Raw genomic sequence first — 17,539 nt, 5'->3', positions numbered from 1 at the left:
TCCTAAGGATGCGAGTGGGATGCGCCGGGATTCCGACGTTCCAGGATAACGCACCGGAACGGGGGCTTTCTCCGTGGCGGAGCGGGAGCGCGTAGCATCGTGCCCCATGGACTCCCCTGCTCCCTCCCGCGCCCGGCTGTGGGGGGAGATCGCGATCGTCCTCGCCCTGGGTCTCGGGCAGTCCGCGATCTACGCGATCGTGCAGCTCGCGTACCGGCTCACGGACAGCAGGCCGCTGAGCGATCAGACCGCGACGCTCAACCCCTCCCGCAGCGACCGGGAGGTGTTCGATCTCGTGTACCAGGTGCTGGGGATCGGCTTCTCGATCGTGCCGGTGCTGCTCGTGTGCTTTCTGCTCTGGCAGCCGATGCGCCCCCGTCTGGGCGCCCTGGGGCTGGACGGCAGACGCATCGGACGGGACGCCGGCATCGGGGCGGGCCTCGTCCTCGCGATCGGGATCCCGGGGATCGCGCTCTACCTCGTCGGCCGCTCGCTCGACCTCTTCGTCTCGGTCGACCCCGGTGCGCAGTCTGCTCACTGGTGGACCGTCCCGGTCCTCCTCCTCGCCGCCGCCCGCGCCGCGGTGCAGGAGGAGTTCGTGGTGCTCGGCTATCTCTTCCACCGGCTGCGGCAGTTGGGCTGGGGACCGTGGCCGATCATCCTCTCCACCTCGGTCCTCCGCGCCAGCTACCACCTGTACCAGGGTCCCGGCGCCTTCGTCGGCAACCTCGCGATGGGCCTGCTCTTCGGGCTTCTCTTCCAGCGTTCCGGACGCCTGCTGCCGTTCCTCGTCGCGCACTTCCTCATCGATGCGGCAGCGTTCGTCGGCTACCCCTGGGCCGCCGCGACCTGGCCCGCGCTCTTCGGCCTTCCCGGCTGAGCCGCACCCTTCACGGACCCGCCGAAGAGCGCTCCTCCCGCGGACACTCCGGCGGTCTCGCCAGGAGAAAGGCGAGCGGCGCCGGCCCTGCACAGGCGACGGTTCGGCGCTTCTCCTCACCAATCACGTGATTCGGGCAAGAGAACGGCTCGGTCTCGCGGAACCTGGGAGCATGACGACCGCGCTCGAATCGCTGAGCCCCCTCCTCTCCCCACTCCCGCTCATCAGAGCAGGCGAACATGCGGCGGCCATGACGATCAACCGCGCATGGCGCGGGGGACGCTTCGTCCGCGTCGTCCCCGGCGTCTACGTCGACGCCGATGCGTGGCGCACGAGCCCGCCCTGGGAGCAGTACGTCGCGAAAGTCCGTGCGGTGGCGGCAACGCGCCCCGACACGATCTTCAGCCACCGCGCGGCCGCCGCTCTCCGGGGAGTCGTCATCGGCGGGCCTTCGCAGCTCGTCCACATCATAGACATGACGGGGACGAGCAGACGCAACGCCAATGTACGCATATACACCTCCCGTGACCACCGCGACCTCGTGTCGCTCGACGGCATCACCGCCACATCCGTCGCGGACACCGTCGTCGACATCGCGCGAACAACCCCCTCCGCCGAGGGACTCGCGTTCGCCGACGCGCTCCTCCGCACGACGACGGGGCTCACTTCCGATGTCCTCCAGGCGGTCAACGAGACGCGCTCCTCCTCGCGCAACCGCGATCACGCACGGTGGGCGCTGTCCCGCGCGACCGGCAAGCCGGAGAGCGTCCTGGAGTCGCTGAGCCTCGCGGCCATCGAATGGTCCGGACTGGCGATCCCGGAGGTGCAGACGAGGTTCCGCACCGAAGGCAAGGAAGACAGAGCGGACTTCTTCTGGCCCTCGGTGCCCCTCATCGGCGAGGCGGACGGGCTCGCGAAGTACTCCGGAGCGTTCCGAGATGCACCAGAGGCGATCGCGGCGGAGAAGGACCGGGAATCACGGCTGCGTCGAAACATCGGCCCTGTGGTGCGATGGGGCTGGGACGATGTCAGCACGCCGCACCGCTTGGGACGACTACTGCGTGCCGCCGGTGTGCCGGTCGCCGGTCAGCCGCAGGAGGCGAGACTCCGGACGCTGATCTCGCTCGGCCGTGAGAGGCGACTGTGAGTGCCGTCGTGCGCGTGTCCGCGAGACTGCATCTGCATCACGAGACGGCCGATCTGCTACTAGGTCTCGTGACGGAGATGCAGTCTCGTCACCTTGCCCCGGCTCGCAGCGCCGACGCGGGCGGCGTCGAACCTGCCGTCGCCGGGCGCTGTGGCCTGTCAGGCATAGGCGATGACGACGGCGGCAGCCGCCCAGGCCAGGATCACGAGCAGCGCGATGAGCGCGGGCACATCCCAGCTGCGGCGGATCGGAGCCTCGGCTCCCGGACGGTCCCTGGCGTCGATCGCCGCCTCCCAGCGGTCCCGGACCTCGGTGAGGGTGCGCAGGCTCGACGGGACCTTGTATTCCGCATCGCCGCCGCGCCCGGTCTGCCGCGGCGGGCGGGAGCGGCCTGGCCCGCCGAAACACGACACCTTCGTGCCGTCGTCCAGCGCGAACTCCAGCTGCCACCGCAGATCGACGTCCTTCACACGGCGCCAGCCGAAGGCGGTGCGCCGCAAGAGGTTGCGCACCAGGACACCGTCGTCGTCCACGTGCACCGCCGAGACGAACACCAGCTCGTACACGATCCACAGCGCCAGCAGGACCCAGGGCGCGTAGGACAGCATCTGCGTCCAGCTCCCCCGTACGACGGCGTCGCCCAGGAGGAAGACGGCGAGCGCGGCGGCGATCACGAGGGAGATGACGCCCGAGGGCGAGCGGTAGGTCCGCCCGCCCTCCGGACGCTCCGCGGGGCTCACGAGCCGCCGCCTCCCAGCGTGATCGAGGCGCCGGGAATCGCCTGCAACAGACGGTCCGTGTACTCCTGCTGCGGGTTGGCGAAGATCTCGTCCACCGTGCCCTGCTCGACCGCTCGCCCCTTCTCCATGACGCACACGAGATCGCTGGAGACACGGACGACCGCGAGGTCATGCGTGATGAACAGATAGGTCAGCCCCAGCTCCGACTGGAGGTCGGCGAGGAGCTTCAGGATCGACGCCTGCACCAGGACGTCCAGCGCCGAGACCGCCTCGTCGAGGACGACGATGTCGGGCTTGAGCGCCAGCGCACGCGCGATGGCCACGCGCTGGCGCTGGCCTCCGGAGAGCTCGTTCGGATATCGGGTGACGATCTCCCGCGGCAGCGACACCTGGTCGAGCAGCTCGAGCGCCCGCTCACGCCGCGACGCGGTGTCGCCGATGCCGTGGATGCTCAACGGCTCGGCGATCGTGTTGCCGATGTTGCGCAGCGGGTCCATCGAACCGTACGGGTCCTGGAACACCGGCTGCATCCGCCGCCGGAGCGCGAACGCCTGGGCGTTGGAGAGGCGCGAGACATCCTTCCCGTCGATCTCGATCGTGCCCGCCGACGGCTCCTCGAGCTTGAGGATCATCTTCGCGACCGTGGACTTGCCCGATCCGGACTCGCCCACGAGCGCGAGCGTCTTCCCCCGCGGGATCTCGAAGGACACGTCGTCCACCGCACGGAAAGGCTCGCTGCGGAACCCGCCCTGGCGGATCTTGTAGTCCTTCGTGAGACCTGACACACGGACGGTCGGCGGGATGTCCGATAGGTCCTCCATGGTCTCCACGCCGCGGTCCTCGACCACGGCCTGGATGCGCTGCGAGGCGATGCTGGGCGCCGCCGCGACGAGTCGCTTGGTGTACGGATGCTGCGGGTTCTCCAGGATCGCCCTGCTCGGCCCCGACTCCACGATCGTGCCGTTGTTCATCACGATGATCTTCTCGGCGCGCTCGGCGGCGAGACCCAGGTCATGCGTGATGAGCAGCACGGACGTCCCGCGCTCCCTGGTCAGCGTCGCCATGTGATCCAGGATCACGCGCTGCACCGTCACATCCAGAGCCGAGGTGGGCTCATCGGCGATGAGCAGCTTCGGGTCGGCCGCGAGACCGATCCCGATCAGGGCGCGCTGGCGCATGCCGCCAGAGAACTGGTGCGGATACTGATGCAGCCGCTTCTCGGCGTCGGCAAGACCGGCCTGCTGGAGCACCTCGACCGCTCTGGCCTTGACCGCGTCGCGTCCCTGGGCGATGCCGTTGGCGCGGATCGCCTCCTTCACCTGGAACCCGATCGGCCACACGGGGTTGAGGCTCGCCATCGGGTCCTGCGGGACGAAGCCGATGTCCCGGCCGCGCACCTGCTCGATCTCACGGCGGCTGAGCGTCGTGAGCTCCCGCCCGTCGAGCGCGATGCTGCCCTCGGTGACCCGGCCGGTTCCCGGCAGCAGGTTCACGATCGCCGTCGCGGTGGTCGACTTGCCGGAACCCGACTCGCCCACGATCGCGACCGTCTCCCCGGCGTAGAGGTCGAAGCTCACGCCGTGCAGGACCTCGCGCAGTCCGTCCTGCCCCTTGAAGGCGACCTTGAGGTCGCGGACGCTCAGGATCGGCGCGGTGGCGCCGCTCTCCGCGGGAGCGCTCATCGGCTGGCCCTCGCTCTCGGGTCGAGGGCGTCTCGGATGAGCTCGCCCAGCATGATGAACGCGAGCACGGTGACCGTGAGCGCGATGGAGGGGTAGATCAGCGCCATCGGAGCAACGCGCAGCGAGGACTGCGCCTGGCTGATGTCGTTGCCCCAGGACATCGTGTCTCCGCCGAGCCCGACTCCCAGGAACGTCAGCGTGGCCTCGGCCACGATCGACGCCGCGAGCGACAGGGTGGCGAGCACGAGGAGCGGCGCGATCGCATTGGGGACCACGTGGGCGACCAGAGTGCTGAAGCGCGAGCGCCCCAGAGCTCGGGACGCGGTCACGTATTCCGCCTGCCTCACCCGGAGGATCTCGGCGCGGACGACCCTGGCCGTCGAGGCCCAGGCGAACCCACCGATCGCCAGCGCGAGGGTGAGCACGTTGCGGAACTGCGAGAAGACCGTCATCACGACCACGGCCGCGAGGATGTAGGGGATCGAGAAGAAGATGTCGCCGATGCGCGAGAGCACCGCGTCGACCCATCCTCCGTAGTACCCCGCGAGCGCCCCCATGATCAGACCGATGCCTGAGCTGATCAGTGTGGCGAGCAGGCCGACGCTCACGGAGGTCCGTGAGCCCCACACCATGCGGGCATAGATGTCGCAGCCCTGGAACGTGTACCCGAGCGGGTGACCTGCAGCCGGACCGCCGTTCGAGTTGGAGAGCTCACAGCCGTTGTTGGGCGGCGTCTGCGTGAACAGCGTCGGCCAGGCCGCCATGAGCAGCACGAGCGCGACGACGGCGAGCGAGATCCAGAACATCGGTCGGCGACGGAGGTCACGCCACCCGTCCCGCCAGAGGCTCGCCGGCTTGCCGGAGACCCTGACGGCGTCTGTCGCCGCGGGGATCTCCGTCACCGGAGCGACGTAGTGCGCGTTTCTTTCATCGGACATAGCGGATCCTCGGGTCGAGCAGCCCGTAGAGCAGGTCCACGAGCAGGTTGACGAGAACGTAGATGATCACGAACACCGTCACGAAGGACACGATGGTGGGTCCCTCATGCTTCAACGTCGCCTGGAACAGCGTGTTGCCGACGCCCGGGATGTTGAAGATGTGCTCGGTCACGGTCGCGCCGACCAGCAGCACGCCGAAGTTGGTGGCGGAGTTTGTGATCACCGGGATGAGGGAGTTGCGCAGGACGTGCACCGGGATGACCCGGTGGCGCGGCAGGCCCTTGCTGTACGCGGTGCGGACCCAGTCCTGGTTGAGCGTGTCGAGCACCGAGCCGCGCATGAGTCGCATGCTGGTGGCGAAGAGGCTCAGGCCCAGCACGATCGCGGGCAGCCAGAGGTCGCCCCAGTCGTTCTGGCCACCGACGGTTGGACGGAACCAGCCCAGCTTGATCGCGAGGAAGTACTGACCGAGGAAAGCGACGACGAAGATCGGCATCGACAGGAAGACCAGCGAGACGACCAGCGCCCCATTGTCGAAGATCTTGCCCTTGCGGAGGGCGGAGATGGTTCCGATGATGATCGCCAGCGTGAACTCGATCCCGATCGCCATGATCGCCAGGCGCCCGGTGACGGGGAGCGTCCGGGACAGGACCTCGTTGACCGACTGGCCGGAGAACGTGGTGCCCATGTCGCCCTGGAACACGCCCAGGATGTAGTAGTAGTACTGCACCAGGAACGGCTGGTCCAGGTGATACTGAGCGCGCACCGCAGCGAGAAGCTGGGGGCTCGGCGGCTTGTCGCCGAAGAGCGCCGCGATCGGGTCGCCCGGCATGAGGAAGACGAGGGCGTAGATGAGCAGCGTGGCCCCGAAGAACACGGGGATCAACTGCAGCAGACGCCGGATGATATACGAGAGCATCCCTCTCCTTTCGTGGAGGTGACGTTCCCACAGGACGAGCCGCGAGGCGACGACGACTCCGCGTCGCCGCCTCGCGGCTCAGTGCCCCACGGGGATTACTTCGTCTTGGTGATCTCGTAGTAGAGCGGCACGGAGTTCCAGCCGAAGGTGACGTTCTGCACCTTCTCGCCGTAGCCACCGGACACGTTCGAATACCACAGCGGAATGGCGGGGAGGTCCTTCAGAAGGATCTCCTGAGCCTTCTCGAAGTCCTCGGTCGCCTTCGAGGCGTCGGTCGCCGAAGCGCCCTCTTCGAGGAGCTTGTCGACCTCGGGGTTGGCGTAGTCGCCGTCGTTCGAGGACGCGCCCGTGGAGTACAGCGGGAAGAGGAAGTTGTACTGCGCCGGGTAGTCGGCCTGCCAGCCGGACCGGTTGGCCGTCTGGATCGTGCGCTTGCCGTCAGCGCCGCGGGCGTTGACCGCGGAACGGAGCGTGGCGAAGTCGACGTACGGAGCGCCCGCCGCCTCGATGCCGAGCGTGTTCTTGATCGAGTTGGACACCGCGTCGACCCAGGTCTGGTGGCCGCCGTCGGAGTTGTACGCGATCTGGAAGGTGCCCGACCACGGCGAGATCTTGTCGGCCTCGGCCCACAGCTTCTTCGCCTCGTCCTTGTTGTAGGTCAGCACGTCGGCGCCCTCGAGCTTGTCGCTCCAGCCGTCGATCACCGGGGAGGTGAAGTCGCCGGCCGGGGTGCGGGTGTTGTTGAAGACCGTCTTGGTGATCGCCGGGCGGTCGATCGACATCGAGATCGCGGCGCGACGGAGCTTGCCTTCCTCGCCCGAGAAGTGAGCGACCTGCTCACCGATCGTGAAGGACTGGAAGATCGCGGCCGGCTGGTTGACCGCACGGTCGCCCAGGTCGCTCTCGAAGGTCGAGATCGCGGTGTCCGGGATCGCGTCGATCACATCGACCTCGCCCGACTGCAGGTCGGCGTAGGCAGCGTCCAGCGACGAGTAGAACGTGATCGTCAGGCCGCCGTTCTGGACCTTGCGCCCGCCCTGGTAGTCCTCGTTCTTGACGAGGTCGATGCTGACGCCGTGCTTCCAGGCCTCACCCTCGGCGAGCTTGTAGGGGCCGTTGCCGATCGGCTTCTCACCGAACGCCGCCATGTCGTTGAAGGCGGCGTCGGGGAGCGGGTAGAACGCGGAGTAGCCGAGACGCGTGGCGAAGTCCGCGGCGACCGGGCTGGTGAGCTCGATCGTGAACGTCGTGTCGTCGACCTTCACGAGTCCGGTCAGCGGCGAGTCCGCGTCGGCGTTGAAGCCCACGATGTCGGAGAACCAGGACTGGTTCAGCTGCTTGTTGGAGAGCTGCGCGCCGAAGTCCCAGGCCTTGATGAAGTTGTCGGCCTTGACCTCGGTGCCGTCGCTGAACTTCTGGCCCTTCTTGAGGGTGACCGTCAGCTTCGTCGGGCCGTCGACCTTGATCTCCTCGGCCATGTCGTTGACCAGCGCGCCCTTGCCGTCGTAGTAGGCGAGACCCGCGAAGATCGAGTCGAGGATCTTGCCGCCGCCGACCTCGTTGGTGTTGGTCGGGATCAGCGGGTTCTCGGGCTCCGAACCGTTCGTCTTGATGATGGCCGAGGCGTCGCCCCCCGCCGCCGGCTTGCCGGAGCTGTCGGGGTTGGATCCGCCTGCGCAGCCCGCGAGCGCGAGGGTGCCCGCCGCGAGCAGCGCGATGCCCGCAAGGGCGATCTTGTTGCGCTTCACTTGTGTCCTCCTGTGGACTGATTACGTCAACTGCGCACTCTTCGTCGAATGCGTAGGGATGAACCGAGCCTAACCGGGCGATCCTCCGCTCCGGTGACAGATCGGCCAACTGTTACGCAGCGGTAACAACAACGGAGCCGCCCGTCGTGCCGCCACGCGACCGTGAACGCCCGCCGCTCCATCCGCCTCCGCGGCGCTCCGGTCGGCGTCCGACGCCTGTCGGATACGCGAACGCCCCGGAGCGGGTCCGGGGCGTTCGACCACTGATCGTCGGGATTCAGGCGAAGGCCTCGATCGGCGGACAGGCGCACACAAGGTTGCGGTCGCCATAGGCCTGATCGATACGACGCACCGGAGCCCAGTACTTTCGGGTCGTCAGCGAGCGAACCGGGTAGGCGGCCTGCTCGCGCGTGTACGGATGCGCCCATTCCCCCGCGATGAGCGAGACCGCGGTGTGCGGAGCGTTCACGAGCGGGTTGTCGTCCGCGGTCCACTGCCCGGCGGCGACCGCGTCGGCCTCGGCCTTGATATGGATCATCGCCTCGACGAAACGGTCCAGCTCGTCGAGGTCCTCGGACTCGGTCGGCTCGACCATGAGCGTGCCCGCGACGGGAAACGACATGGTGGGGGCGTGGAAGCCGTAGTCGATGAGGCGCTTGGCCACATCGTCCACCGTGATGCCCGTCGTCTCCTTGAGCGGGCGGAGGTCGAGGATGCATTCGTGCGCGACACGACCGCTCTCCCCGGTATAGAGCACGGGGAAGTGGCCCTCCAGGCGCGCAGCGACGTAGTTCGCGGCGAGCACCGCCGCCGCCGTCGCGTCGCGGAGGCCGTCCGCGCCCATCATCCGCACATACGCCCACGAGATCGGCAGGACGCCGGCGGACCCGTACGGCGCCGCCGACACCGGGCCGCCCTCGAACACGAAGCCCCCCGCGTGCTCCGCCCGCTGCGCGAGCGGGTGCCCGGGAAGGAACGGTGCGAGATGAGCCTTCGCCGCGACGGGACCGACGCCTGGTCCGCCGCCGCCGTGCGGGATCGCGAACGTCTTGTGCAGGTTGAGGTGCGAGACGTCGCCCCCGAGGTCGCCGAACCGGGCGTAGCCGAGCAGCGCGTTGAGATTCGCGCCGTCGATGTAGACCTGTCCTCCCGCCTCGTGCACGGCGGCGGTGATGTCGAGCACATCGTGCTCGTAGACGCCATGGGTGGAGGGGTATGTGATCATCAGGGCCGCGAGCGTCTCTGCGTTCTCTGCGATCTTCACGCGCAGGTCGGCGAGGTCGACGTTGCCCAGCTCGTCGCAGGCCACGACCACGACACTCATTCCCGCCAGCACCGCGGAGGCGGCGTTCGTGCCGTGCGCGGAGGACGGGATCAGGCAGACCGTGCGCTGCGTGTCTCCGTTCGCGAGATGGTAGCCGCGGATCGCGAGGAGTCCGGCGAGCTCTCCCTGCGAGCCGGCGTTGGGCTGCAGGGACACCGCGTCGTAGCCGGTGACGTCGGCGAGCCAGCCCTCCAGCTGGTCGATGAGCTCGAGCGTCCCCGCCACGTCCGAAGCCGGGGCCAGCGGGTGCAGCTGAGCGAACTCCGGCCAGGTGATCGCGGCCATCTCGGTGGCCGCGTTGAGCTTCATCGTGCACGAGCCGAGGGGGATCATGCCACGATCGAGCGCGTAGTCACGGTCCGCGAGCGCCTTGAGATAGCGCATCATGGCGGTCTCGCTCCGGTGCGCGCGGAACACAGGGTGCGTGAGGTACTCGTCCTGCCGCAACAGCGCGGCGGGCAGGCTCGTCGCCGGGATGTAGGCGAACGGCTCCTCCCCCGCTCCGAACGCCGATGCGACGCGGAGGATGTCCTCGTCCGTCGTCGTCTCGTCGGTGGAGACGCTCACGGTGTCGGCGTCGACGAGATGCAGCAGCATGCCGAGATCGTGCGCGCGGCGGACGATCTCGGCAGCTCGTCCGGGGGTCAGGACCGTGAGGGTGTCGAAGTAGTCGGCGTGCACGACCTCGGCGCCGGCCTTCTCGAGCTGCGCGGCGAGGAGACGGGCCTTGGTCGCCGCGTGGGTCGCGATCGCACGGAGGCCGTCCGGGCCGTGATAGACCGCGTACATCGAGGCCATCACGGCAAGGAGCACCTGAGCGGTGCAGATGTTCGACGTGGCCTTCTCACGGCGGATGTGCTGCTCGCGGGTCTGCAGTGAAAGGCGGTAGGCGGGATGCCCGTCCGCGTCCTGGGAGACACCGACCAGGCGTCCGGGGAGCTGGCGCTCCAGGCCCGACCGAACCGCCATATAGCCGGCATGCGGCCCGCCGAAGCCCATCGGCACACCGAAGCGCTGCGTCGTTCCGACGGCAACGTCTGCTCCCAGGGATCCCGGCGAGGCCAGGAGGGTGAGGGCGAGCAGGTCCGCGGCGACGACGGCGAGTCCGCCGGCGAGGTGGGCCGCCTCGATCACGGCGGAGGGGTCCCAGACCCGCCCGGAGGCGCCCGGATACTGCACGAACACGCCGAACAGCGCCTCCGGCAGGGTCTCTCCCCCCGTGAGGTCGCGTTCGACGAGCTCGATCCCGACGGCGTCCGCGCGCGTGGCGAGCAGCGCCTTGGTCTGCGGCAGGGCGTCGGCATCGATCACGAAGACGTTCGACGCCGCCTTCGAGGCGCGTCGCGCGAGCAGCATGCCCTCGGCGACCGCGGTGGACTCGTCCAGCATCGAGGCGTTCGCGGTGTCGAGTCCGGTGAGCTCGGACACCATCGTCTGGAAGTTGATCAACGCCTCCAGACGTCCCTGTGAGATCTCCGGCTGATAAGGCGTGTAGGCCGTGTACCAGGACGGGTTCTCCAGGACGTTCCGCTGGATCACGCTCGGCGTGATCGTGCCGTAGTAGCCCTGACCGATCATGGAACGATTCACGGTGTTCCGGGAGGCCAGGGCGCGGAGCTCCGCGAGCGCGTCCGATTCGGAGGCGGCAGGCGGGAGCGCGGATCCGGCGGAGCGGTCACGTCGGATCGCGGCGGGCACCGCCTCACGCATGAGCGCGTCGACGGGACGCTCCCCCTCGGCCGACGCGATCCCCAGCGCGTCGAGCATCGTTCGCTGGGCCTCGGCGGTGGTCCCGATGTGCCGGTCGGAGAACGCGGTCACTCTCTCAGCCCTCCGTGATGGCGACGTACGCGTCGCGATCGAGGAGGCCGTCAGCGGCGTTCTCGTCGATCGCGAGCTTGAGCAGCCAGCCGCCTTCGAAGGGCGCGGCGTTCACGAGCGAGGGGTCGTCCACGACGGCGTCGTTGACCTCGACGACCGTGCCGTTCACGGGGGCGTAGAGCTCGCCGACCGACTTGGTCGACTCGATCTCGCCCACGACCGATCCGGCCGCGATCTCGGTGCCGACGGCGGGAAGCTCGATGAAGACGACATCGCCGAGCTTCTCGGCCGCGTAGTCCGTGATGCCGATGGTCGCCGAGGCGCCGTCGACAGCGACCCACTCGTGCTCTTCGCTGTAGCGCAGGTTGTTCAGATCGGTCATTTCTTCCTCCGGTAGAAAGGCAGGGCGGTGACGGTCGCGGGGATCCTCGTCCCCCGCACGTCCAGGAACAGGGTCTGGTCAGCGGCCTCGGGCGCGATGTACGCCATCGCGATCGGATGGCCGAGGGTAGGGCTCAGAGCGCCGCTGGTGACCTCGCCGACGGCCGTGCCGTCCTCCAGGACGACGGCGTAGCCGGCACGGCCGGCGCGGCGGCCCTCCGCGACGAGGCCGACGAGCACCGGGGCGTCCTCCGCCGGGATCACGGCGCCCTTGCCGACGAAACGCTCCTTGTCGGCGACCACGACACGACCGAGACCGGCCTGAGCGGGCTTGGTCTCGCGGGTCAGCTCGTGGCCGTACAGGGGCATGCCGGCCTCGAGTCGCAGCGTGTCCCTGGCAGCGAGACCGGCGGGGACCAGACCGTGGCTCTCGCCCGCGGCGAGGATCGCGTCCCACAGCGTCGACGCGTCCGAGGCAGCGACGAGAAGCTCGAAGCCGTCCTCGCCGGTGTAGCCGGTGCGCGCAAGCAGGATCGCCGTGCCGTCGTAGGTCGCAGACGCCCAGGCGTAGTACTTCTGCTCCGCCCACGGGATCGACACGTCATCGATACCCGGGGTCTCCGAGAGGATCGCCTCGGCCTTCGGCCCTTGCACCGCGATGAGGGCGTAGGCGTCGGAGACGTCCTCGACGGCGACCTCGTCGCTCGTGACACGAGCGAGCAGGGCCGCGCGGACCGCTTCACGGTTGCCGGCGTTGGAGATGATGAGGAAGTCGTCGTCGGCGAGACGGTAGACGATGACGTCGTCGATGATGCCGCCGTCCTCCGCCAGCAGCAGCGAGTATTTCGCCTTGCCCACGGCGAGCGCAGACAGACGGCCTGCCAGCGCGTTGTCGAGATAGTCCCCTGCTCCGGCGCCCACGACGGTGAACTCGGCCATGTGGGAGATGTCGAAGATGCCTGCGGCCTGGCGTACCGCGTGATGCTCGGCGAGATCGGACGTGTAGCGGACCGGCATCTGCCAGCCTCCGAAGTCCGTGAAGGATGCCCCAAGCGCCTCATGGCGCTCTCGGAGAGACGTGTAACGGGGTTCGGTCATGGAGTTCTCCCGCGGATCGGTGAGACGCCCGCGGCGCGGGCATCCGAGAACTCCCCCTCTGTCATGGGCCTGAGAGCTTCGCCCTGCACCAGTGCGGAGGGGGCTTTCACCGTCGGCGGACCCCCGGGACGGGAGTCGCTTTCCAGAGTGGCCGGATCCGGGCGGTGCGGATACCTGAGAGATTGGCGGGGAGGCTTGCTCCTTCGGTGCCCGGCTGCGTGCACCGGGCTCTCCCGCACGGATCGTACGGCCTTATTCGTTTGTCCCGCTCACTCTAGCGTGCGCGCGTGCGTACCGCACTCGTCAGAAAGGTGGACTTCTGGTCAGTGGGACTCTAAGATCGACCCCATGAGGTTAAGGTCATGGTGACTCGAAGCGAGGGGTCCGTGATCCGTGTCGCCGTGTCGACCGTGATCCTCACTCTCCGCCGCGAGACGGACGGGCAGCAGCGCATCTCCCTCCCCCTCGTCCGCCGCATCCGCGATCCGCACCGCGGCTGCCGGGCGCTTCCCGGGGGCTGGCTCGACCCGCGCGAGAGCCTGGAGGAGGCGGCCGCACGCACACTCGGCGAGACGACCGGTCTCACGCCGACCTACCTCGAGCAGCTCTACGCCTTCGGCGCCGTGAACCGCTCGCCCGACCGCGTCGTCTCGGTCGTGTACTGGGCGCTCCTCCGTTCGGATGCCGTGGACGCCCAGAGCGCCGCCTATCGCGCGACCGGCCTCGCCCCCGAGAACGTCGACTGGCACGACGCGGCGGACCTCCCCCCGCTCGCCTTCGATCACGCCCAGATCATCGACTACGCACTCTGGCGGCTGCGGAGCAAGGTCGGCTACAGCCGGGTCGCGCACGGCTTTCTGCCACCGGAGTTCACCCTCGCCGAGCTTCGAGAGGCCTACGAGACCATCCTCGGCCGCCGATTGGATCCGGCGAACTTCCGCCGCCAGGTGGAGAGCGCGGGAAACCTCATCCCCACCGAGAACTTCCGCACCGGCAGCCATCGCCCCGCACGCCTGTACCGCTACAACACCGACGTCGAACTGGCCGACCGCGGCCCGCTCGCCCCCGAAGAGACAAGGACGTCATGACTCCGAGCCCCCTGCCCTCCCCCACGCTCCGCGACGCCTCCGTCGATCACGCGATCCAGGCGATCGTCGCCGGGGCCTCGACGGACGCGACCTGCGCGACCGATCTCGCGGCCGGCCCCTGGAACTTCGACACGATCCCTGGCTACGGGCCGGGATCCTCGATGGGCGACGTGATCCCCGCCGGAGCACCCCGCCAGGGCGAGCTGCCCGCCGAGTACCGCGAGGCCTCCGAGGAGGAGCTCGACCAGCGCATCCGTGCGGCCAGGGCGACGCTCGGCGACCGCGTGGTCGTGCTCGGTCATTTCTACCAACGCGAGGAGGTCGTACGGCACGCCGACTACGTGGGCGACTCCTTCCAGCTCGCCACCGCCGCCAGGGAACGCTCAGACGCGTCGGCGATCGTCTTCTGCGGCGTGCATTTCATGGCGGAGACGGCGGATCTGCTCTCCGGTCCGGCCCAGTCGGTGATCTTGCCGAACCTGGCCGCAGGCTGCTCGATGGCCGACATGGCCGACATCGATCAGGTCGAGGAGTGCTGGGAGCAGCTGGCCGACGTGCTCGGACCGCTCGACGAGCCCGACGCCGACGGGCTCGTGCCCGTCGTCCCCGTGACCTACATGAACTCCTCGGCCGCGATCAAGGGGTTCGTCGGGCGTCACGGCGGGATCGTGTGCACCTCGTCCAACGCGCGGACGGTGCTGGAGTGGGCGTTCGCCCGCGGTCGTCGGGTGCTCTTCTTCCCCGACCAGCACCTCGGCCGCAACACGGCCAAGGCGATGGGCGTGCCGCTCGAGCGGATGCCGATGTGGAACCCGCGGCGAGCGCTCGGCGGGAACGATGCGACGACGCTGCGCGCATCACGAGTGATCCTCTGGCACGGCTTCTGCTCGGTGCACCGCCGGTTCACCGTCGACCAGATCGACAAAGCACGCGCGGAGCACCCCGGCGTCCGGGTCATCGTGCACCCCGAGTGCCCGATGGAAGTGGTGGACGCCGCCGACGAGGCAGGATCGACCGACTACATCCGCAAGGCCATCGCCGCCGCCACCGAGCCCACGGTCTTCGCGGTCGGCACCGAGATCAACCTCGTGCGGCGTCTCGCCGCCCAGTATCCGCAGCACGAGATCTTCTGCCTCGACCCGGTCGTCTGCCCCTGCTCGACGATGTACCGCATCCACCCCGGATACCTCGCCTGGGTCCTGGAGGACCTCGTCGCCGGACGCACGCCCAACCGGATCACCGTCCCCGCCGACGTCGCCGATCCCGCGCGGATCGCCCTGGAGCGGATGCTCGCGGCGAAGCCGCCGGCGGACGCGGAGAGCACGGCTCGATGAAGATCCTCGTCGTCGGGGCAGGGATCGCCGGCCTCACGACCGCCCTGCACGCGCAGGAGGCCGGCCACGAGGTGGTGCTCGCGCTCAAGGGCGCTCTCGCCGACGGGGCGACGGCGTTCGCGCAGGGAGGCATCGCCGGAGCGTACGGCCCCGGCGACGGCCCCGCCGCGCACGCCGCCGACACCCTCGCCGCCGGCGACGGCCTGAGCGATCCCGTCGCCGTGGACGTGCTCGTCCAGGCCGCCGCCGCGACGATCGCCGAACTCGTGGGCCGGGGAGTCGGCTTCGACCGAGGAGGCGACGGCCGGCTTCTGCTCGGGCGGGAGGCCGCGCACTCGGCGGCCCGGATCGCCCATGCCGGCGGGGACGCGACCGGCGCCGCGATCTCCCTCGCGCTGACCGCGGCGGTCCGCGGTAGCGCGATCGCCGTCCGCGAGCACGCCTTCCTCACCGATCTGGAGCTGACCGGAGGGGCGGCGCGCGGGGCCCGCTTCCTCATCGAGGGACGGCCGGTCCTCATCGACGCCGATCGCGTGATCCTCGCCACCGGCGGGGCCGGCCAGCTGTTCGCGCACACCACGAACCCCCGGAGCGCCACGGGCGACGGGATCGCCGCCGCCCTTCGCGCCGGCGCCGCCGTCTGCGACCTGGAGTTCGTGCAGTTCCACCCGACGGTCCTCGCCGTCGGATCGCCCGCGTTCCTCATCTCCGAGGCCGTGCGCGGCGAGGGCGCGGTCCTCGTCGACGACACGGGACGCCGCTTCGTCTTCGACGCCCACCCCGACGGCGAGCTCGCGTCCCGCGACGTCGTCGCCCGTGCGATCGCGCTCCGCGCGGCGGAGCAGGGGTCTCCCGTGCATCTGGACGCCACAGCGCTGGGAGCGACGTTCCTCGCGCGGAGGTTCCCCACGATCGACCGGGTGACGCGCGAGCGCGGCCTCGACTGGGCACGGTCGCCGATTCCCGTCACCCCTGCGGCGCACTATCTGATGGGCGGGGTCAGCACCGACACCGATGGCCGCACGTCGATCCCCGGCCTGTACGCGGTCGGCGAGGTCGCGCGAACCGGGGTGCACGGGGCCAACCGCCTCGCGTCCAACTCCCTCCTCGAGGGGGCGGTGTTCGGAGCGCGGGCTGCAGCGGCTCTCGAGACGTCCTCCGCCGCAGCCGATCTGCCGCAGGGAGCTGTGCCCGCCCCGGCGGGCCGGCCCATCTCGGCTCCCGACACCACGTCCCTCCGCCCGGCGGACCCGGCGGACCCGCGTCCGCGAGCCCCCTCGACGGATCTCCGCACCGCACTGCAGCGCCTCATGTGGGACGAGGTCGGCCTCGCCCGGACACCGGCGGGGCTGGGCGACGCGCTTCGAACCGTTCACTCCTGGCGCTCGGCGCAGGCACTCGGCCCGCTCTCCCCCGCCACGTCGTCTCCCGCCGCCCAGGAGGATGCGAACCTCCTCCTGCTCGCCGAGGCCATGATCTCCGCCGCTCTCGCCCGTCCGGTCCCGGCCGGTGCTCACCACATCGCGGCCGCGGAGCCGGCCGCCGCCCCGATCGGAGTCCGATGACCCTCTCCGTCCTGACCCCCGCGATCCTCACCCGCGTCGTGGGCGCCGCTCTCGAGGAGGACGCTCCCTGGGGCGACCTCACGAGCACCGCGCTCATCCCCGCCGACGCGTCGTCCACCGCGGACCTTGTCGCCCGTGAGCCGGGCGTCTTCAGCGGCGGTGAGGCGTTCGCCACGGCGTTCGCCCTCACCGATCCCTCGGTGATCGTCGATCTGCACTTTGCGGACGGCGATCCGTTCGTCACGGGAGACGTCCTCGCGACGGCCTCCGGCCCCGCTCGCTCCGTGCTGACCGCCGAGCGCGTCGCCCTCAACTTCGCGCAGCGGATGAGCGGGATCTCGACCCTCACGGCCGCGTACGTCGCTGCCGTCGAGGGGACGGGCGCGCGCATCGCCGACACCCGTAAGACCACGCCCGGCCTTCGCGCATTCGAACGACACGCGGTCTCCGCAGGCGGCGGACGCAACCATCGCTTCTCCCTCTCCGACGCCGTCATGGCGAAGGACAACCATCTCGCGGTGCTGCAGCGGGGCGGAGCCGACCTCGCCTCCGCGCTGCGCCAGGCGTTCGACTCCCTCCCGCACACCGTGCATGCGGTGGTCGAGGTAGACCGGATCGACCAGATCGAGCCCGTCCTGGCCGGAGGCGCACACACCGTGCTCCTGGACAACTTCACGCTCGACGATCTCCGCGACGGCGTGGCGCTGATCGACGGACGTGCGATCGTGGAGGCGTCGGGAGGCGTGGGCCTCAGCACCGTCCGCGGGATCGCCGAGACCGGTGTCGACGTCATCTCCGTCGGCGCGCTCACCCATTCCGCCAGGGCGCTGGACCTCGGCCTGGACGTGCGGATCGACTGAGGCGATCGTGTCCG

Annotated in this window: 14 protein-coding genes and 2 riboswitches; of the genes, 6 read left to right on the top strand and 8 right to left on the bottom strand. The window is 69.5% G+C overall.

The window, feature by feature from the left end; all coding sequences use genetic code 11:
- The first annotated feature begins 106 nt into the window (after positions 1-106).
- Together ACP15J_RS08480 and ACP15J_RS08475 are read left to right on the top strand one after the other, a co-directional pair.
- The gene (locus ACP15J_RS08480; RefSeq protein WP_424936568.1) at positions 107-880 is read left to right on the top strand and encodes a CPBP family intramembrane glutamic endopeptidase; all 774 of its coding nucleotides are present in this window, start codon (positions 107-109) and stop codon (positions 878-880) included.
- A gap of 172 nt (positions 881-1,052) precedes the next feature.
- Positions 1,053-2,027 (top strand): hypothetical protein, encoded by a 975-nt coding sequence (locus ACP15J_RS08475; protein WP_424936567.1) that lies wholly within the window; start codon positions 1,053-1,055, stop codon positions 2,025-2,027.
- Positions 2,028-2,185: 158 nt separating this feature from the next.
- Here the strand turns inward: ACP15J_RS08475 and ACP15J_RS08470 are convergent, their stop codons facing one another.
- The 8 genes from ACP15J_RS08470 to gcvT form a co-directional block, all read right to left on the bottom strand.
- Positions 2,186-2,767: a PH domain-containing protein gene (locus tag ACP15J_RS08470; RefSeq protein ID WP_424936566.1), complete on the bottom strand. Its 582-nt coding sequence runs from the start codon at positions 2,765-2,767 to the stop codon at positions 2,186-2,188.
- Entirely contained in the window at positions 2,764-4,449 is a 1,686-nt protein-coding gene (locus ACP15J_RS08465; RefSeq protein WP_424936565.1) for a dipeptide ABC transporter ATP-binding protein, read from the bottom strand. The genes ACP15J_RS08470 and ACP15J_RS08465 overlap by 4 nt, the downstream gene beginning before the upstream one ends.
- Positions 4,446-5,387, bottom strand: a complete 942-nt coding sequence (locus ACP15J_RS08460) for an ABC transporter permease (RefSeq protein WP_424936564.1) — start codon at positions 5,385-5,387, stop codon at positions 4,446-4,448. Before ACP15J_RS08460 ends, ACP15J_RS08465 begins: the two co-directional genes overlap by 4 nt.
- A complete protein-coding gene (locus ACP15J_RS08455; RefSeq protein WP_197220571.1) occupies positions 5,377-6,306 on the bottom strand; it encodes an ABC transporter permease in 930 nt (309 codons plus the stop codon). The genes ACP15J_RS08460 and ACP15J_RS08455 overlap by 11 nt, the downstream gene beginning before the upstream one ends.
- Positions 6,307-6,401: 95 nt before the next feature.
- On the bottom strand, positions 6,402-8,054 hold the full coding sequence (locus tag ACP15J_RS08450; protein ID WP_424936563.1) for a peptide ABC transporter substrate-binding protein: 1,653 nt from the start codon (positions 8,052-8,054) through the stop codon (positions 6,402-6,404).
- Between the two features lie 277 nt (positions 8,055-8,331).
- Positions 8,332-11,145, bottom strand: a complete 2,814-nt coding sequence (gene gcvP / locus ACP15J_RS08445; RefSeq protein WP_424980922.1) for an aminomethyl-transferring glycine dehydrogenase — start codon at positions 11,143-11,145, stop codon at positions 8,332-8,334.
- Between the two features lie 58 nt (positions 11,146-11,203).
- A complete protein-coding gene (gcvH, locus tag ACP15J_RS08440; RefSeq protein ID WP_424936561.1) occupies positions 11,204-11,581 on the bottom strand; it encodes a glycine cleavage system protein GcvH in 378 nt (125 codons plus the stop codon).
- Complete coding sequence (gene gcvT, locus ACP15J_RS08435; RefSeq protein WP_424936560.1) at positions 11,578-12,678, bottom strand: glycine cleavage system aminomethyltransferase GcvT; 1,101 nt, start codon at positions 12,676-12,678, stop codon at positions 11,578-11,580. Before gcvT ends, gcvH begins: the two co-directional genes overlap by 4 nt.
- 51 nt (positions 12,679-12,729) lie before the next feature.
- Positions 12,730-12,829, bottom strand: a riboswitch (glycine riboswitch).
- Between the two features lies 1 nt (position 12,830).
- Positions 12,831-12,924, bottom strand: a riboswitch (glycine riboswitch).
- Positions 12,925-13,040: 116 nt separating this feature from the next.
- Between gcvT and ACP15J_RS08430 the strand changes: the two genes are divergently transcribed.
- From ACP15J_RS08430 to nadC, 4 genes are read left to right on the top strand one after another with little or no spacing between them, the layout of a single operon-like run.
- Positions 13,041-13,766: an NUDIX hydrolase gene (locus ACP15J_RS08430; protein WP_424936559.1), complete on the top strand. Its 726-nt coding sequence runs from the start codon at positions 13,041-13,043 to the stop codon at positions 13,764-13,766.
- Positions 13,763-15,100, top strand: coding sequence for a quinolinate synthase NadA (gene nadA / locus ACP15J_RS08425; protein ID WP_424936558.1), 1,338 nt, complete (start codon positions 13,763-13,765; stop codon positions 15,098-15,100). The genes ACP15J_RS08430 and nadA overlap by 4 nt, the downstream gene beginning before the upstream one ends.
- A complete protein-coding gene (gene nadB / locus ACP15J_RS08420) occupies positions 15,097-16,665 on the top strand; it encodes an L-aspartate oxidase (protein WP_424936557.1) in 1,569 nt (522 codons plus the stop codon). Before nadA ends, nadB begins: the two co-directional genes overlap by 4 nt.
- Complete coding sequence (nadC, locus tag ACP15J_RS08415) at positions 16,662-17,525, top strand: carboxylating nicotinate-nucleotide diphosphorylase (RefSeq protein ID WP_424936556.1); 864 nt, start codon at positions 16,662-16,664, stop codon at positions 17,523-17,525. Before nadB ends, nadC begins: the two co-directional genes overlap by 4 nt.
- Positions 17,526-17,539: the final 14 nt, after the last annotated feature.

Source organism: Microbacterium sp. S308A+ (genome assembly GCF_049800815.1).
Classification (GTDB): domain Bacteria; phylum Actinomycetota; class Actinomycetes; order Actinomycetales; family Microbacteriaceae; genus Microbacterium.
Note: the sequence above shows the minus strand (reverse complement) of the source record. Positions and strands in the feature narration are given on the sequence as shown.

What these genes read in the sequence shown, in the direction of transcription:
- ACP15J_RS08480 (WP_424936568.1), top strand. Translation starts at nt 107, where the DNA reads ATGGACTCCCCTGCTCCCTCCCGCGCCCGGCTGTGGGGGGAGATCGCG.
- nadA (WP_424936558.1), top strand. Translation starts at nt 13,763, where the DNA reads ATGACTCCGAGCCCCCTGCCCTCCCCCACGCTCCGCGACGCCTCCGTC.
- ACP15J_RS08475 (WP_424936567.1), top strand. Translation starts at nt 1,053, where the DNA reads ATGACGACCGCGCTCGAATCGCTGAGCCCCCTCCTCTCCCCACTCCCG.
- ACP15J_RS08465 (WP_424936565.1), bottom strand. Translation starts at nt 4,449, where the DNA reads ATGAGCGCTCCCGCGGAGAGCGGCGCCACCGCGCCGATCCTGAGCGTC.
- gcvP (WP_424980922.1), bottom strand. Translation starts at nt 11,145, where the DNA reads ATGCTCGACGCGCTGGGGATCGCGTCGGCCGAGGGGGAGCGTCCCGTC.
- gcvT (WP_424936560.1), bottom strand. Translation starts at nt 12,678, where the DNA reads ATGACCGAACCCCGTTACACGTCTCTCCGAGAGCGCCATGAGGCGCTT.
- ACP15J_RS08455 (WP_197220571.1), bottom strand. Translation starts at nt 6,306, where the DNA reads ATGCTCTCGTATATCATCCGGCGTCTGCTGCAGTTGATCCCCGTGTTC.
- nadC (WP_424936556.1), top strand. Translation starts at nt 16,662, where the DNA reads ATGACCCTCTCCGTCCTGACCCCCGCGATCCTCACCCGCGTCGTGGGC.
- nadB (WP_424936557.1), top strand. Translation starts at nt 15,097, where the DNA reads ATGAAGATCCTCGTCGTCGGGGCAGGGATCGCCGGCCTCACGACCGCC.
- gcvH (WP_424936561.1), bottom strand. Translation starts at nt 11,581, where the DNA reads ATGACCGATCTGAACAACCTGCGCTACAGCGAAGAGCACGAGTGGGTC.
- ACP15J_RS08430 (WP_424936559.1), top strand. Translation starts at nt 13,041, where the DNA reads ATGGTGACTCGAAGCGAGGGGTCCGTGATCCGTGTCGCCGTGTCGACC.
- ACP15J_RS08460 (WP_424936564.1), bottom strand. Translation starts at nt 5,387, where the DNA reads ATGTCCGATGAAAGAAACGCGCACTACGTCGCTCCGGTGACGGAGATC.